This is a genomic window from Brachybacterium tyrofermentans, assembly GCF_014897585.1.
In the GTDB taxonomy this organism is placed as follows: domain Bacteria; phylum Actinomycetota; class Actinomycetes; order Actinomycetales; family Dermabacteraceae; genus Brachybacterium; species Brachybacterium tyrofermentans.
The window spans coordinates 14,822-31,672 of the sequence record NZ_JABUXW010000026.1; the positions used below are offsets into that span (position 1 = coordinate 14,822).

14 protein-coding genes are annotated in these 16,851 nt (G+C 68.6%); 4 read left to right on the top strand and 10 right to left on the bottom strand.

From position 1 onward, the window contains the following. Positions 1-12 precede the first annotated feature (12 nt). Positions 13-981 (bottom strand): class 1b ribonucleoside-diphosphate reductase subunit beta, encoded by a 969-nt coding sequence (gene nrdF, locus INT49_RS16640; RefSeq protein WP_193118871.1) that lies wholly within the window; start codon positions 979-981, stop codon positions 13-15. 670 nt (positions 982-1,651) lie between these two features. Between nrdF and INT49_RS21275 the strand changes: the two genes are divergently transcribed. Beyond that, entirely contained in the window at positions 1,652-3,085 is a 1,434-nt protein-coding gene (locus tag INT49_RS21275; protein ID WP_226850787.1) for a DUF418 domain-containing protein, read from the top strand. Positions 3,086-3,181: 96 nt separating this feature from the next. On the opposite strand, the gene INT49_RS16655 is transcribed toward INT49_RS21275, so the two are convergent. From INT49_RS16655 to INT49_RS16685, 7 genes are all read right to left on the bottom strand, one after another. After that, complete coding sequence (locus tag INT49_RS16655; RefSeq protein WP_193118872.1) at positions 3,182-4,642, bottom strand: MFS transporter; 1,461 nt, start codon at positions 4,640-4,642, stop codon at positions 3,182-3,184. 159 nt (positions 4,643-4,801) lie between these two features. Next, positions 4,802-5,575, bottom strand: a complete 774-nt coding sequence (locus tag INT49_RS16660) for an IclR family transcriptional regulator (protein ID WP_193118873.1) — start codon at positions 5,573-5,575, stop codon at positions 4,802-4,804. Between the two features lie 113 nt (positions 5,576-5,688). Next, complete coding sequence (locus tag INT49_RS16665) at positions 5,689-6,840, bottom strand: D-2-hydroxyacid dehydrogenase (protein ID WP_193118874.1); 1,152 nt, start codon at positions 6,838-6,840, stop codon at positions 5,689-5,691. Between the two features lie 181 nt (positions 6,841-7,021). Further along, complete coding sequence (gene nrdE, locus INT49_RS16670; RefSeq protein WP_193118875.1) at positions 7,022-9,154, bottom strand: class 1b ribonucleoside-diphosphate reductase subunit alpha; 2,133 nt, start codon at positions 9,152-9,154, stop codon at positions 7,022-7,024. A 5-nt stretch (positions 9,155-9,159) separates the two neighbouring features. Further along, positions 9,160-9,558, bottom strand: a complete 399-nt coding sequence (gene nrdI / locus INT49_RS16675) for a class Ib ribonucleoside-diphosphate reductase assembly flavoprotein NrdI (protein ID WP_193118876.1) — start codon at positions 9,556-9,558, stop codon at positions 9,160-9,162. A gap of 30 nt (positions 9,559-9,588) precedes the next feature. After that, positions 9,589-9,846, bottom strand: a complete 258-nt coding sequence (gene nrdH, locus INT49_RS16680) for a glutaredoxin-like protein NrdH (protein WP_193118877.1) — start codon at positions 9,844-9,846, stop codon at positions 9,589-9,591. Between the two features lie 641 nt (positions 9,847-10,487). Further along, positions 10,488-12,260, bottom strand: coding sequence for a Gfo/Idh/MocA family protein (locus INT49_RS16685; protein ID WP_193118878.1), 1,773 nt, complete (start codon positions 12,258-12,260; stop codon positions 10,488-10,490). 256 nt (positions 12,261-12,516) lie between these two features. On the opposite strand from INT49_RS16685, the gene INT49_RS16690 reads away from it, so the two are divergent. Next, positions 12,517-13,191, top strand: a complete 675-nt coding sequence (locus INT49_RS16690; RefSeq protein WP_193118879.1) for a lysophospholipid acyltransferase family protein — start codon at positions 12,517-12,519, stop codon at positions 13,189-13,191. A gap of 114 nt (positions 13,192-13,305) precedes the next feature. After that, on the top strand, positions 13,306-13,689 hold the full coding sequence (locus INT49_RS16695) for a universal stress protein (protein WP_193118880.1): 384 nt from the start codon (positions 13,306-13,308) through the stop codon (positions 13,687-13,689). A 198-nt stretch (positions 13,690-13,887) separates the two neighbouring features. Here INT49_RS16695 and INT49_RS16700 read toward each other — a convergent pair whose 3' ends face one another. Then, positions 13,888-15,381, bottom strand: a complete 1,494-nt coding sequence (locus INT49_RS16700) for a catalase (protein WP_193118881.1) — start codon at positions 15,379-15,381, stop codon at positions 13,888-13,890. 109 nt (positions 15,382-15,490) lie between these two features. Next, entirely contained in the window at positions 15,491-15,988 is a 498-nt protein-coding gene (locus INT49_RS16705; RefSeq protein WP_193118882.1) for a Fur family transcriptional regulator, read from the bottom strand. A gap of 285 nt (positions 15,989-16,273) precedes the next feature. On the opposite strand from INT49_RS16705, the gene INT49_RS16710 reads away from it, so the two are divergent. After that, positions 16,274-16,819 (top strand): STM3941 family protein, encoded by a 546-nt coding sequence (locus INT49_RS16710; protein WP_193118883.1) that lies wholly within the window; start codon positions 16,274-16,276, stop codon positions 16,817-16,819. The last annotated feature ends 32 nt before the right edge of the window (positions 16,820-16,851 follow it).

Sequence of the window (16,851 nt, forward strand, 5' to 3'; positions counted from 1 at the left end):
CCGCCGCGGGGCTCAGAAGTCCCAGTCGTCGTCCTCGGTCTCGACGGCCTTGCCCATGACGTAGCTGGAGCCCGAGCCGGAGAAGAAGTCGTGGTTCTCATCCGCGTTCGGGGAGAGCGCGGCGAGGATCGCCGGATTGACCTCGGTCTGGTCCTGCGGGAACAGACCCTCGAAGCCGAGGTTCATGAGCGCCTTGTTCGCGTTGTAGCGCAGGAAGGTCTTGACCTCCTCGGTCCAGCCCACCGGGTCGTAGAGATCCTCGGTGTACTCCTCCTCGTTCTCGTACAGCTCGAACAGGAGGGACATCGTGTAGTCCTTGAGCTCCTGGCGGCGCTCCGGAGAGGCCTTCTCCATCGCCTTCTGGAACTTGTACCCGATGTAGTAGCCGTGGACCGCCTCGTCACGGATGATCAGGCGGATGATGTCGGCGGTGTTGGTGAGCTCGCCGTGGGCGGAGTAGTGCATGGGCAGGTAGAAGCCCGAGTAGAACAGGAACGACTCCAGCAGCGTGGAGGCGACCTTGCGCTTCTCCGGGTCATCGCCCGCGTAGTAGCCCATGACGATCTGAGCCTTCTTCTGCAGCGGCTCGTTGAACTCGCTCCACCGGAACGCCTCGTCGATCTGCTTGGTGTTCGACAGCGTCGAGAAGATCTGGGAGTAGGACTTCGCGTGCACCGACTCCATGAACGCGATGTTGGTGTACACCGCCTCCTCGTGGGGGGTGATCGCGTCGGGGATCAGAGAGACCGCGCCGACGGTGCCCTGCACCGTGTCCAGCAGGGTCAGACCCGTGAACACGCGCATGGTCAGGTTCTTCTCGGTCTCGGGGAGGCGGTTCCAGGACTGGATGTCGTTGGACAGCGGGACCTTCTCCGGCAGCCAGAAATTGCCGGTCAGGCGGTCCCACACCTCCTGGTCCTTCGGGTCCGGAATCCGGTTCCAGTTGATCGCCTGGACCGTCGTCTTCAGGTGGTCGTTCACCGCAGCCTCACTGTCGCAAAGAATCGGGGGTGTAGCTCCCCGCCAGGGGGTCTAGTTCCCCGCCAGTCTAGGCAGTACGGGCGCTCGGCCGGGCCATCCCCGCTCCTCCGGGACGGGTGTCTCTGGACACCACGTCCGCGCCATGGCCACGACCTGCATCGCGGTCCCCGGAACGGCGGTGCGGAGTGCGGGGATCCGCCCCCAGGACCTCGTCCCGGCGCGTCGTGTCGCGGGGCCCGTCGGATCGCATCGGCCCCTCCCCGACGCCCTGTCCGCTGCGATCGCCCCGTTCACTCCAAGCGCTCCACGCGCTCCTGCCCGTCCCTGACATCCGTCACGCCGATCCATGACAGACACCCGACTTTGGTCGCGGGACATCCTCCCCGCGCCTCACTAGGTTCGGGAGACGACGTGAAGCGCCCACAGCGAGACGTGCTGGAGATCCGGGTGCGCCGCCACAGAGGAAGGCCCCGACGTGACCGACGTGCCCACCCCGGCCACCGACCCGACCCCGTCCGACCGGAACTCGCCTGGTCCCGTCCCGGCCGATCTGAGGCCGTCCGCTCCGACTCCGTCCGATCCGAGGCCGGCCGACCAGGGCTCGTCTGCTCCGGCTCTTCCGTCCGCCGCCCCACCGCGGTCCCTCGCGCCGGACATCGCCCGTGGGCTGATGCTCGCGCTGATCGCGATCGCGAACGTCTCCTGGTATCTCTGGGGCCACGAGGGCTCCGTGGGCATGACGCCGCACGTCCCTGCCCGCAACGGCGCCGACCAGGTGGTGCAGGTCGCCATGACCATCGCGGTCGACCACCGGGCGATGCCCCTGTTCGCGGTCCTCTTCGGCTACGGGATGGTGCAGTTCTACCGCTCCCGCCTCGACCGCGGCATGGAGCCACGCATCGTGCGCGCCATGATGCGCCGCCGCCACTGGGCGATGCTGCTGCTGGGCCTGCTCCACGCCGCTCTGCTGTTCTACGGGGACATCCTGGGGGCGTACGCGGTGGCCGGACTGCTGATGGTATGGATCTTCTTCGGTCGACGTACGCGCACCCTGGTCATCTGGATCGGGGTGCTCGTCGCGCTGATGCTCCTGTTCGCCCTGTTCAGCATCCTCAGCGCCATCTCACTGGTCTTCTTCGCGCCGCCCGAGGTCATCGGCTCCATGGAGTCCGGATCCTTCGGGATGGGGCTCGTGCGGGACTACGCCTACGGGCAGCCGTATCTGGTCTCCATCCTCGCCCGCCTGGCGATCTGGACCATGGGGCTGCTGCCTGGTGCTCTGCTCCTCACCCCGGTGTCGATCCTGGTGGGCTGGGTCGCCGCGCGCCACCGGGTGCTGGACGAACCGCGACGACACACCCGCCTGCTGGCACGCGTGGCGGTCGGCGGCATCGCCATCGGCTGGCTCGGCGGGGTGCCCGACGCCCTGCTCATCGTAGGGGCGATCCCCCTGCCGGAGGCGGTGGGCTGGGCGTTCAGCGGTCTCAACTCGCTGGCCGGCATCGCCTGCGGGATCGGTTACGCCGCGGCGTTCGGCCTGCTCGCAGTCCGCCTGGAGGGGCGTGCCCCCGCGAGGACGACGTCAGGTCCTGACCTGGACCCGGGCTCGGAAACGAGCTCAGGCGCGAGCTCAGGCGCGGGTTCGGGTTCGGGTTCGGGTTCGGGGAACGGTCCTCCGGACAAGGCGGCCCGGCGCGAGCGACGCCGGGAGGCCGCCGCCGCGGACGCGGCGCGGGCCCCGGCTCTGCGTGCCTATGGCATTCCCTCCTCCACGCAGGCGCGAGATCCCGGGGCCGCCTCGACGGGGGCGTCGGCGGCCCGGACCGGCGGGCTGGTGCGTGCGCTGAGCGCCGTCGGGCAGCGCTCGCTGACCTTCTATCTGCTCCAGTCGCTGCTGCTGGCGCCGCTGATGGCGGACTGGGGACTGGGACTCGGCGTGCACCTGAGCACTGCTGGCGCGGTGGGGATCGCTCTTCTGGTCTGGCTGCTCTCCCTGCCCCTCGCAGCCTGGATGGACTCACGAAGCGTGCGCGGCCCGGCGGAGATGCTGCTGCGGCGGCTGACGTACGGTCGCCTCGATCCGCAGGGGCCCCGGCAGCCCTGATCACCGTCCCCCGATGGGAGGGAGGCCTCGGGGCCGCCCCTCGTCGCCGGCGGCCCGCCGTCGGGCGCTCGACCGCTCGGCACCGCACCGCCGGCCTCAGGACTGTGGCGTGCTGAGGACCCTCGAGGCGGAGGTCCGTGCACTGCCCGAGGCGACGGCCGACTCCGCCGCACGGTCCTCGCGGTCGGACTCGTCCAGCGAGAGGCGCAGGGCATCCTGCACCGAGAGCAGGTCCCGGCCGCGGGTCTCGGGCACCAGGAAGGTGGCGCCCACGGTGATCGAGGCGAGGGTTCCCATGTAGACGGCCAGCACGATCCAGTTGCCGTCGGTCCAGGCGAGCAGGGCGGCGCCGAGCACGCCGGCCAGACCGCCGGCGAGGACCGCAGAGATCTCCCGAGCCATGGCGACGCCGAGGTAGCGGTGGCGGGCGCCGAACAGCTCGGGCAGCATCGCGCACTGCGGGCCGAGCATGGTGTTCACCGCGATGCCGAGTCCGATCGCGATGACCGCCACCGCGACGGCCTCGCTGCCGATGGACAGCAGATACCAGGCCGGGAACGTGTACGCGAGCATGAACACGGCGCCGGCGCGATAGACGGGCACGCGGCCGAAGCGGTCGGAGAGATGCCCGCTCAGCGGCACGGTGATCATGCCGAGGAGGGAGCCGAGGGTGACGCCCCAGGTGACGATGCCGCGGTCGAGCCCGATCGCGGCGGAGGTGACGAAGGCGAGCGCGAGCGACTGGAACATGTAGCTGCCGCCGTTCTCAGCCATGCGCAGGCCGATGCCCACGACGACCCCGGGGCGGCCGCGGGTGAAGATCTCCCGCAGCGGGCGCTCGGCGACCTGCTCGTGCTTCTCGAGGTGCACGAAGGTGGGAGTCTCGCGCAGGTGGGAGCGGATCAGCAGCGCGACGATGATCAGCACGAACGAGGCGAGGAACGGGAGGCGCCAGCCGTAGGCGAGGAAGGCGGCCTCGGGCATCAGCGTGAGCAGCGTGAAGACGAGCGCCGCGAGCAGGGTGCCGGCCTGGATGCCGATGAACGGCAGCGCGGAGAAGAAGCCGCGACGTCGCACCGGGGCGTACTCGGCCATCAGCACGGTGGCTCCGGCCTGCTCGGCGCCGGCTCCGAGCCCCTGCAGCAGGCGCAGGATCACGAGGAGGATCGGGGCGAGGTAACCGGCCTGGTGGAAGGTGGGCAGCACCCCGATGAGGGTGGAGGAGCCGCCCATGAGCAGCACCGTGACGACCAGGACCCACTTGCGTCCCACCCGGTCCCCGAGGGTGCCGAAGAGGAGCCCGCCGAAGGGGCGGGCGACGAACCCGACGCCGTAGATCCCGAAGGCGGCGACCGTGTTCATCGCCGGGTCGCCCTCGGGGAAGAAGAGGGTGTTGAAGACCAGGGCGGTCATCAGGCCGTACATCGCGAAGTCGAAATACTCCATCGCGCTGCCGATGCTCGAGGAGAGCGTGGCACGGCGGAGATTCGCGGCGTACTCCTGGTCGGACAGATGCTGTGCGCCCTCGGGCCGGGGTGCTCTCGTCGTCGAGCTCATGGCATCTCCTTCGATGCGACGGGTACGTGCGGGGAGTGCTGGAGCGCGGTGGAGCCGCGCGACGCCGCCCACTGTACCCAATATCGAACTCAGTGCAACAGGTTGAACACACGCCGAGCCGCACGATGCCCCGGATCGACCGATGCAGCGGGTTCGCCGTCAGGCGGGTCGGCGCGAGAGCGGGTTCGTGAGCTGCGCGGAGACGTCGAGCAGTGCGGCGCCGACGGCGGCGATGGTCGCCTCGTCGGCCTCGGACGCTCCGAGGGCGACGCCGACCGCCATCCGCGGATCACCCGGCTGCCAGGGGTCCAGGGGCGCGGCGACGCCCAGGATGCCCGCGAAGGACTCCCCGTGGTCGACGGCATAGCCGCGCGCGCGGCCGTCGGCGACCTTCGAGCGCACCTGCTCGGGCGTGGCCACGGAGCGCTCCGTCTTCGGAGTGAAGGTCGACGCCGCCAGGACGGCCTCGACCTCCTCCTCCCCCATCGCCAGCAGCATCGCATTGCCGACCGCGCAGTAGACCAGGGGCAGCCTGGAGCCCAGCGGCGTGCCGAGACGTTCGGCGCGCCCCTCATGACGGGCGAGGTAGATGGCATCCGGCGCATCCAGCATCGCGATCTGCACGACGTGGGTGCGCAGCAGCGGATCCGCCTCGACGACGGAGAAGAACTCTCGCACCTGGTTGAACTGGGCGGCGAAGGCCCCGCCGAGCTCGGCCGTGCGCAGACCGAGCCGATAGCCGTTCTCGGCGCGCTGGATCACGCCCTCCCCCTCGAGAGCCTGGCAGATGTTCGAGGCGGAGGACTTCGCGATCCCGACCTCGCGGGCGATCTCCGAGAGCGTGAGCGGCACGCGGGCGACCTCGAGGGCCCGCAGGATCCCCAGGGCTCGGGAGACGGCGGGCGACGGGTCGCGGGTCTCAGGGCTGGACATGACAGGTCCTTCCTTCCGGAACGTTCGGCACGACGTTCGGCAGAGCGTTCAGGGGAACGCGTTCAACTCAGCAGGACGCCGGCAGGACGTCAGTAGAACTTGACGGGGTCCACTCAGTAGAACTCGACGGTATCCACCACGTTGCGCAGCTCTGCGCCGTCGAGGAAACGGCCGAGGTTCTCGAGGAACAGTCGCACGATCCGCTCCTCCTCACGTGAGCTGAGAGCGGCGGTGTGCGGACTGACGAGGACACGAGGATGATCCCACAGCGGGCTGGTCGACGGCAGCGGCTCGGTGGCGAACACGTCGAGCGCGGCGAAGCCTATGCGGCCATCCTCGAGCGCCGCGAGGAGCGCGTTCTCGTCGACGACGGTGCCGCGCCCGACGTTCGCCAGGATGGTTCCCGGTCGCACGGCGCCGAGTACCTCGGAGCCGATGAGGCCTTCGGTCGCCGCGGTCCCGGGCAGGGTCACCACGATCGCGTCGGCCCGCGCGGCGGCCACGACGAGCTGGTCGGCAGGCACCAACTCGTCGACACCGTCCACGGGCTCCCCGCTGCGGGTGGTGCCGAGCACGTGCGCGCCCACTGCGGAGAACAGGCCCGCACAGGCGCGGCCGATGCCGCCGAGGCCCACGATCAGCACGGTCATCTCGTCGAGCTGCCTCATCTCCCAGCGGTCGCTCCACTCATGGGCCTGCTGCTGGGCGGTGAGCTGCGGGAGGGTCTTCGCGCCGGCGAGGACACCGAAGAGGGCGAACTCCGCGAGCGGGCGGCCGTGGACCCCGGCGGTGGTGGTGACGGTGATCCGCTCGAGCGCAGCCGGGTCGAGGGCGGCAGCCCTGACCTGCGCACCGCCTCCAGCGGCCATGGCCTGCACCCAGCGCAGGCGCGGGTTGGCCTCGGCCGTGCGGCGCAGGGCGGAGGGGTCGACGTCGGGCAGCGAGAACAGCACGTCGGCGGAATCGACCATCGCGTCGTAGGCCGCCTGCTCCTCGGGAGTGCGGACATGGTCGGGATCGCCGGCCCAGTCCGCCGGTCCGCGGCGAGGCCGATAGAGCGTGTGGTCGCGGATGACCTCGACGCGGGGTTCGGCCTCGGCGATCTGCTGGCAGAGCTCCTCGGGGAGGTCCACGGCGATGACCACGCGGGGCCGGGAGCTGTGTTCCGGATCGTCGGCGATCGTGGGAGTTGATCGGACAGCCGGCCGGGCAGTCGGTGCACCCGCCGGGAGGCCGGACGAGGCTGCAGATTCTTCGGCATGCATGAGAGCTCCTTCGCTCCAGGGAGGACGGACGTCCGCCCCAGCCTACCCAGTCCAGACAGCCTGTTGGACACCGTTCTCCCTATTGTCCACCTGGCGTGCCCTCGCCGCAGCGCCGTCGGCACGACGAAGGGCGGGCATCCGGTGATCCGGATGCCCGCCCTTCGTGATCGGGGTCAGAGACTCACAGCATGCAGCTGACGCAGCCCTCGACCTCGGTGCCCTCGATCGCCATCTGGCGCAGGCGGATGTAGTACAGGGTCTTGATGCCCTTGCGCCATGCGTAGATCTGCGCCTTGTTGATGTCGCGCGTGGTCGCGGTGTCCGGGAAGAACAGCGTCAGCGACAGGCCCTGGTCCACGTGCTGCGTGGCCTCGGCGTAGGTGTCGACGATCTTCTCGTAGCCGATCTCGTACGCATCCTCGTAGTACTCGAGGTTGTCGTTGGTCATGTACGGCGCGGGGTAGTAGACCCGGCCGATCTTGCCTTCCTTGCGGATCTCGATCTTGGAGACGATCGGGTGGATCGAGCTCGTCGAGTGGTTGATGTACGAGATCGAGCCGGTCGGCGGGACCGCCTGCAGGTAGGCGTTGTACATGCCGTGCGCCTTGACGTCCTCACGCAGCTGCTTCCAGTCCTCCTGGGTGGGCAGGTGCACGCTGGAGCTCTCGAACAGACCGCGGACCTTCTCGGTGCGGGGCTCCCACACCTTGTCGATGTACTTGTCGAAGTAGGTGCCCGTGCCGTAGGTGGAGTTCTCGAAGTCGAAGAACACCTCCTTGCGCTCCTTGGCGATCCTGTTCGACGCCTTGATGGCGTTGTAGGTGACCGCGTAGAAGTACATGTTCGTGAAGTCCAGGCCCTCTTCGGAGCCGTAGAAGATGGACTCGCGTGCGAGGTAGCCGTGGAGGTTCATCTGGCCCAGGCCGATGGCGTGCGACCTGCGGTTGCCCTCGGCGATGGTCGGCACGGACTCGATGTCGGAGTTGTCCGAGACCGAGGTCAGACCACGGATCGCGGTCTCGATGGTGCGCCCGAAGTCGGCCGAGTCCATCGCCTTGGCGATGTTCATCGAGCCGAGGTTGCAGGAGATGTCGCGGCCCAGCTCGTCGTACGTCAGGTCGACGTTCATGGTCGAGGGGGTCGAGACCTGCAGGATCTCGGAGCACAGGTTCGAGTGGGTGACCTTGCCCGGGATGGGGTTGGCCCGGTTCACGGTGTCCTCGAACATGATGTACGGGTAGCCGGACTCGAACTGGATCTCCGCGAGGATCTGGAAGAAGTCGCGTGCCTTGATCTTCTTCTTGGCGATCTTGGGGTTGTCGACCATCTCGCGGTAGGACTCCGAGACGTTCACCTCGGCGAACGGCTTGCCGTACTCGCGCTCCACGTCGTACGGGGAGAACAGGTACATCGGCTCGTTGTTCTTGGCGAGCTCGAAGGTGATGTCGGGGATGACCACACCGAGGGAGAGGGTCTTGATACGGATCTTCTCGTCCGCGTTCTCGCGCTTGGTGTCGAGGAACCGCAGGATGTCCGGGTGGTGGGCGTTGAGGTACACCGCGCCCGCACCCTGACGCGCACCGAGCTGGTTCGCGTAGGAGAAGGAGTCCTCGAGCAGCTTCATCACGGGGATGACGCCGCTGGACTGGTTCTCGATCCGCTTGATCGGCGCACCGTACTCGCGCACGTTGCTCAGCAGCAGGGCGACGCCGCCGCCGCGCTTGGACAGCTGCAGCGCGGAGTTGATGGAGCGCCCGATGGACTCCATGTTGTCCTCGATGCGCAGCAGGAAGCAGGAGACGAGCTCTCCGCGCTGGGCCTTGCCGGCGTTGAGGAAGGTGGGGGTGGCCGGCTGGAAGCGCCCGTCGAGGATCTCCTCGACGAGGTTGCGGGCCAGCTGCTCATCGCCCTCGGCGAGAGTGAGGGCCACCATCACGACACGGTCCTCGAAGCGCTCCAGGTACCGCTTGCCGTCGAAGGTCTTCAGCGTGTACGAGGTGTAGTACTTGAACGCACCCAGGAAGGTCGGGAAGCGGAACTTCTTCGCGAAGGCCTGCTCGGACAGCGACTCCACGAAGGAGAAGTCGTACTGCTCGATGACCGCGGCCTCGTAGTACTGGTTCTCGATCAGGTAGTCCATCTTCTCGCGCAGCGAGTGGAAGAACACCGTGTTGGGGTTCACGTGCTGCAGGAAGTACTCGCGAGCGGCGAGCCGGTCCTTCTCGAACTGGATCTCACCGTCCGCACCATAGAGGTTGAGCATCGCGTTCAGCGCGTGGTAGTCGAGCTGCCTGTTGTGCTCGACCGGGGGCATCTCGGTCAGTGTCGCCAAAACTCTTCCAATCCGTCGTGGACCCGCTGCACGTCGCGAGGGGTACCGAACAGTTCGAACTTGTACATGTGCGGGACGCGGCACTTGGCGGAGATGATGTCTCCGGCCAAGCAGTACGCCTCCCCGAAATTGGTGTTGCCAGCACCGATCACGCCCCGGATGAGGTTCCGGTTGCGTTCGTCGTTGAGGAACTTGATGACCTGCTTGGGGACGGCACCGTGGCCGTTCCCGCCGCCATAGGTCGGGGTCACCAGGACGAACTCCTTGTCGGCAACAAGGTGCTCGTCCCGGGGATAGAGCGGGATCCGGGATGCAGACATCCCGAGCTTCTCGACGAAGCGGTGGGTGTTGCCCGAGACCGAGGAGAAGTAGACGAGGTCAGTCACGCCGATTCGCCCTGCAGCTCCGGCGGCCGATCAGATCGCGGCGGCGCTGCGCTGAGCGCCCGTGGCCGCCACGACGGCCTTGATCTTGTCGGGGCGGAAGCCGGACCAGTGGTCCTGCTCGGTGATGACGACGGGCGCCTGGACGTAGCCCATCGACTTGATGCGGGCGAGTGCGTCGGCATCCTCGGTGATGTCGACGACGTCGTAGGCCACGCCCGCCTTGTTGAGGGCGCGCTTGGTGGCGTCGCACTGCACGCAGAGGGGCTTGGAGTACACGGTGATGTCCAAGGGAAGGGGCCTTTCTCGAGCGCCGCGCCGGCGGCGCGAAGAGGATGGTTCTTGCTGATGGTTCTGGTGGTCCGAGGACCGTGTCGCGACGCTCTGAGACCTCCCCGCCACCTCCGCCACGAGGGCTTCTGATGCGGTGGCAGGTCCCCGGGAAGCCCGGATCGCTGCGACAACGTCAACACTACACCTAGTGGTGCCTCAGTGGAACGACCACAAGATGTACTGAGTTACAACCCTGTCATCCACAATCGGCTGTTGATGGGCTGTGGACAGATCGGGAGGGATGGGGACAACTGCCGAGGGCCACGCACGAAACCCGGGGAAGCATGCACAGTGCAGTGTGGACGAGGGGTCCGACAGCCCATCGCAGCGGTGGACGACGGGCTCCGGCGAGCGCTGCGGATCACTCCGGAACGTCCTCCACGTGAGGAGGATCCCGGCGTGTCCTGACGACACCCGGGCGTGTCGTCGCCATGTCGCTCAGCGGTCGCGGCGTGTCGCCGCGACGGAGCTCGTCGCCCCGAGGGCGGGGCGACCCAGGACGCGACGATCCCCGCCTCTCCGGACGATCGGAGAAGCGGGGATCGGCGCCTCCCTGGACGGGAGGCCTCGTCGTGCTGGCGGGGCTGGAACAGACGGCCTCAGGGACGCGACGGGTCCTCCGGCCGGTCTCCGGGGGTCTCCGGATCCGAGCCCTCGGTGGTGTCTCCGTTCTGCCTCGCCGGTACGACCCAGGCGTTGACCACGGGGTCGGCGGGGAGGAGCTTCGACTCGGAATCATCTGCGGGCTCGTGCGCCGGCTGTGCACCGGCGTCGGCAGCAGCAGTCGTGTCGGCAGCAGGAGAAGCAGCCGTCGCCTCGGAGGCAGAAACGGCAGTCGTGTCGGCGACGACATCGGCCCGGTGAGACGGGTCGGCGTCGTCGGCCCGGTGCGACGGCTCGGCGGCACCGGCGCGGTGAGACTGTTCAGCGTCATCAGTCATGCCGGTCCCGTCGGCCCCATCGGCCCCATCGGCCCCATCGACCCCATCGGACCCGTCCGACGCAGCGACCGCGCCGGCGACGTCAGCGGTAGCGCCGGATCCGCCAGGCGCCTCGTCGGATCCGCCGGCGGCCGTGGCGACCGCAGCCGGCGCGGTGACCATCATCGACGAGCCGTCGGGGGTCGAGCCGGGTCCATCGGCCGCCGTCCCGTCCGTTGTGTCGGGTCCGTCCGTCGACCCGCCGTCGGCAGAGTCCTCGCTGGCCGTTTCCTCATCGGAGGGGTCCTCGTCCGTGGGCTCCGCCTCGAGGCTCCGTCCGTCGGCGACCACGATCGTGGAGAGCACCTCGCGCAGCAGCGCGACCTGGGTCTGCGCCTCGGCGGCGCCGGAGTAGGGCAGCGTGCCCTTCTCGACGAAGGCATGGAACGCCTCCCACATCAGCTCCGCCGAGCCCTTGGCCGCGGTCGTGGAGGTCTCCTGGACCACGCCGGCCTTCTTCTCCCGCAGCGAGACCGTGGATCGACGATCGCCGTGCGAGGGAGCCGGCAGCTCGACCTGCATCCGCCGACGGGCGGAGAGCACCTCGATGGTCTCGGAGTACTCCGGCGCGAACGGGAGGTAATGCCAGACCAGCCGCACCTGCGCACCGCCCTCGAGCTCGCCGAGCAGCTCGAGGGAACCGGGGATCACGCCCTTGGGCCAATGACGCACCGCGACCAGGCGCGCGACCGGACCGTACACGGCCTCGAGCACGGCCAGCTGATGAGCCACCCCGGTCAGCAGACCCTTGACGTAGAGGTCGCGATCGCGCTGAGTCGCGCCGTCGCCGGAGCCGGCGACCACTGCCTCCTGGAGATTCGTGCGGCGCTGGGCGCGCACCTCGGAGGGGAGGTCGTACGACGAGGTGGTGACGTGCGCGCCGCCGAACAACGGCTGGCTCGCCGGCATCAGCACCTCGTGGTCCACCATCCGCAGGTCCTTGGTGGCGATCTGCTCGGCCATCCGCGACACGGAGTCGTCGTACTGCTGCGGATAGGCCATCATCACGAGGCGGCGACCGGTCATCCGCTCGAAGTCCGCCACCCGCGCGATCTCGTCCTCGGAGTAGCCCAGGGGCGGCTCGACGAGGATCGGGAGGCCCCGCTTCATCAGCTGCAGCAGATCATCGACATGCAGGCCATCGGTGGACAGCACCACCGCATCCACGCTGACGCTCTTCGCACGCACCGCGGCGATCAGGTCGGCGACGCTCTCGTAGCGCGCCTCCTCACCGATCCCCCACACCTCGGAGGACTCCCGGCGACGACGCGGGGAATGATCCACCAGGGCGGTGACCGCGAAGCGGTCCCAGCGCCGACGCAGCACCGGAAGGTGCACGGCCTGCGCCATGGTTCCGGCGCCGATCACGGCGATGTTCAAGGTCTTCGGCATCGACAGGCTCCTCGGGATCGACGGGAACAGCGGCAGCACCGCCGACCTGCGGCGGGCGCATCGGCCGTCCCCGGCTCCGCGCCTCGGATTCGGCGCGTGACGCACGCCTGTTCTACCACATCAGCCCGTACCCGCCCCGCCCGCTTCACCGGTGCGACCTGCGCATCATCTGTGGGCTCACACCGACCTTCGGCACCAGGCACCGCCCCGACGGGGATATCGTGGTGCGCGTTCTGAGCCGACCCAGGAGGACCACGTGACCCAGCGCTTCTACATGGGAGTCCGCACCGCCGTGCGCCCCTTCGTCTCGCTCATCTGGGGCCCCCGGGTCACCGGGCTCGAGAACGTGCCGACCGAGGGCGGCTTCATCATCGCCTCCAACCACCTCTCCAACATCGACAGCTTCGTGCTCCCGGTGGCGTTCCCGCGCCAGATCCGGTTCGTGGCCAAGGAGAGCCTATGGAACCAGAAGGGCCTCAAGGGCAAGGTCCTGAAGTGGTTCTTCACGGCCGTCGACGCCGTGCCCGTGGACCGGGAGGCCCTCGCCTCGGGCAAGGGCGCACTGCAGTCCGCGCAGGTCATCCTCCGCGACGGGGCGGGCTTCGGCATCTACCCCGAGGGGTCCCGCTCGAAGGACGGCATGCTGCATCCGGGGAAGCAGGGCGCCGCCTGGCTCGCCCTGGAATCCGGCCGGCCGATCATCCCCGTCGGACTCAAGGGCACCCCCGAGCTCATGAAGAAGAAGCTTCCCGAGCGCGGCGTGGTCAGCGTGCGCATCGGCCGCCCGATCGACTTCAGCGATATCGACCCCGCCGCCTCCAAGGGGCTCAAGCGCCGGCTCATGACCGCGCGGATCATGGACGAGATCCAGCAGCTCTCCGGTCAGCAGCGCTCCGATACGCCCAGCTCCGGGTCCGGCACCGGGGTCTGACAGGAGTCTGAGCGCGGCTCCGGTCCCCTCCCGGCGCCGTCAGCCCGTAGGATCGGGACGGGCCGCCCCCCTCACGGGCACGGCCGACGCCAGGACCGCACCCGAGGAGAACAGATGGCAGTCGTCGTCGGATTCATCCCCACCGACGTGGGTTTCAAGGCGCTGGCAGCTGCACGCGAGCAGGCTGAACGGCGCGGAGGCCCGCTGATCGTGGTCAACGTGGTGCGCGACGGCGTCACCTCGGACCCCCGCCACGCCGATGACCAGCAGCTCGAGATCGCTCGTGACCAGCTCCGGCAGGCCGCTGTGCGCGTCGAGATGCGCCAGGAACACACCGATGACGACATCTCCGACGTGCTGCTGCAGGTGGTCACGGAGGAGAAGGCCGAGCTGCTCGTGCTGGGCATCCGCCGTCAGAACGACCTCGCCCGGCACCTGCTCGGACTCACCGTCCAGAAGCTCCTGCTCGCCGCCCCCTGCGAGGTCCTGGTCGTCTGAGCGCCTACGAGGTCCTGCTCGCCTGAGGGCCCGTGGGGCCCGTCGTCCCGACCGACCCACGCCGACGCCCTCGGCACTGACAGCCCCCTCAGCACTGACAGCACCCGCCAGGTGCACGAACGCGGCGCGTCCCCGATATCGGGGACGCGCCGCGTTCTCGTGCGGATCACCGGGCCGTCATCGTCGGCCCGGGGCGGGTCAGCTGTTCAGCGGGTCGCCGCCGGACATCTCGTCGGCCGCGGCGGTGCCGATGGCCTTCTCGATGCGCTCACCGACGGTCTGGTCGATGTTCTTCCAGTACTGGATCGCGTTGGAGAGCACGGGCTCCTCGACGGTGCTCAGGCCGCCGGAGACGGTCTCGACCAGGCGGTCGCGGTCGCCGTCGTCGAAGACCTCGCGCACCAGGATGCCGGGCTGGACGAAGTCGCCGTCCTCGGAGTGGAGGGTGTAGGCGGCGCGCACCAGCTCGCCGTCAGTCTCCCAGCCGTTGTCGACGGGGCCCTGCTCGTCCTGATACGCACGACCGTAGGAGTTCGGTGCGTACACCGGCGCGTCCCCGGAGTGCAAGAACTGCATGAACCCCTCCTTGTCGTAGGAGTTCGTGGGCACGACGGGCTGGTTCACCGGCAGCTGGTTGAAGTTCGTGCCGATGCGGTGACGCTGCGCATCCGGGTAGGAGAACACGCGGCCCAGCAGCATCTTGTCCGGGGAGAGCCCGATGCCCGGCACCAGGTTCGAGGGGCTGAAGGCCGCCTGCTCCACCTGGGCGTAGTGGTTCTGCGGGTTCTTGTTCAGGGTCATCTTCCCGACCTTGATCAGCGGATAGTCCTTCTTGGACACCGTCTTGGTCAGGTCGAAGATGTTGAAGCGGTAGGTCTTCGCCTCCTCGTAGGGGATGACCTGGACGGAGACGGTCCAGCTCGGGTTCTCGCCGCGGTCGATCGCTTCGAACAGGTCGCGACGGTGGTAGTCGCCGTCCGAGCCGGCGATCTGCTCCGCCTCCTCGTTGCTGAGGAACTCGAGGCCCTGATCGGTGTGGAAGTGGTACTTGACCCAGAACTTCTCGCCGGACTCGTTGACCCACATATAGGTGTGCGAGCCGTAGCCGTTCATGTGGCGCCAGGACTTGGGCAGACCACGGTCGCCCATGAGGTAGGTGACCTGGTGGGCGGACTCCGGGGAGTTCGACCAGAAGTCCCACTGCATGGTGTTCGAGCGCAGGCCCGAATCCGGGGTGCGCTTCTGCGAGTGGATGAAGTCGGGGAACTTCATGGGGTCGCGCACGAAGAAGACCGGGGTGTTGTTCCCGACCAGGTCGTAGTTGCCCTCCTGGGTGTAGAACTTCAGCGCGAAGCCGCGCACGTCCCGCCAGGTGTCGGGCGAGCCCAGCTCACCGGCGACGGTCGAGAAGCGGGCCAGCATCGGGGTCTTGCGACCGGGCTGGAACAGATCCGCCTTGGTGTACTGCGAGACGTCCTCGGTGATCTCCAGCTCGCCGAAGGCGCCGGAGCCCTTGGCGTGGGGGCTGCGCTCCGGGACGCGCTCGCGGTCGAAGCGGGCGAGCTTCTCGACCAGGGCGGTGTCATGGAGCATGAGCGGGCCGTCGGGGCCGACGCTGAGGGAGTTCGCGTCGGACTCGCGCGGAGCGCCGGACTCCGTGGTGCTCGGGATCGTGGGATCGAAGTCGTTCATGTGCGTCTCCTGGTGGTCGTGATGGTTTCTGACACGTTGTAACGATAAGTGAGGACAGTGACGTTCGGACAGTGGCGGACGGGAAATGCGGGCCCTGACCCCGGAAGGGTCAGGGGGATTCGGGGGCGGTATGCGCGCCGGGCGCGGCATCCTGCGCGCGAGGCGCGGCGGCAGGATCAGCCGACGCCTGCGCGGCGCGGCACCGAGAGCAGATGCCTCGGTAGACGACGTCGGCGATCTCGATCTCGAAACCGTGGTCGTCGGAGGGGGTCAGGCACGGCGAATGGCCGACGGAGCAGGGCACGTCCTCCAGGCGCCCGCAGCTGCGGCACACCAGGTGGTGGTGGTTGTCGTGGCGATGCAGCTCGTACTGCATGCTCCGCCCGCCCACGGAGACGCGGCGCAGCAGCTCCGCATCGGACAGGGCGTTGAGCACGTCGTAGACCGCCTGCCGAGACACCGTGCCCAGCCGCTCGCGGACCGCCTGGGCGATCACCTCGGCGTCGGCATGAGGATGCTCGGCGACCGCGGACAGCGCCGCGAGCCGCGGGGCGGTCACGCGCAGTCCCGCCTCACGCAGGGCGGAGGGATGGTCGAGCGTCGGCATGCCCCCACCATAACGTGCACTCTGGACTTAATCAAGAAAAGTGCCGCGGGCCTGCCCCACGGCACCCCTCCGACGCCCCCACCGTCCGCGCACGTCCCAGGACGACAGGAGATGCAGGCAGGGCGGGTGAACTGTGCAGCTCGCACCCAGGAGGTCGGTGCCCTGCGATGGCGCACACCGCAGTAGATTGTTCCCCGGTCCGCGCGCTCGGGCCGCAGGACGGCACGACGGCACGACGGCACGACGGCACGGCGCAGACACCACGATCACAGGGATACGACACACATGAGCACACCGACGAAGAATGTAGCCGCCTGGACCTCGACCCTCGCCCAGGGCGAACCGGTGACCTTCCGCTTCTCCCGTGTGCGGGGCGCGCTGCTCGCACTGCTCTGCGTGTTCCTCATCCTGGTCGGCCTCGTCCTGGGCCTCGCCGCCAGCGGTGTCCTCATGCTGCTCGGCTGGTTGGTCGTCCTCGGATGCCTGGTCCTGATGGTCGTCCATCTCCGCCGCGCCATCAGCCCGGCCGTCGGCCTCACCGTCGCCCCCACCGGCCTCACCATGACGACCGCGCGGGCGGGCGAGATCCCCTGGTCCGAGATCCTCCAGGTCGAGACGATCACGCAGGACTCCAACCGCCAGATCGAGCTCGGCGTGACCAATGCCGAGGCCCAGCGGCAGTACGACGCCGGCCTGGTCACGGTGTTCGATCGCGAGAAGACGGATGGACGCATGCAGAAGGCGCTGTGGCTGCCCGCCGGCCTCGCCGCGTCCAAGCCCGCGCTCACCTCCTGGATCGACGAGGAGCTCACTGCGCGCAGCCGCTTCTGAGCGACCGCTCGACGTCAGCACGATGGCGCGAG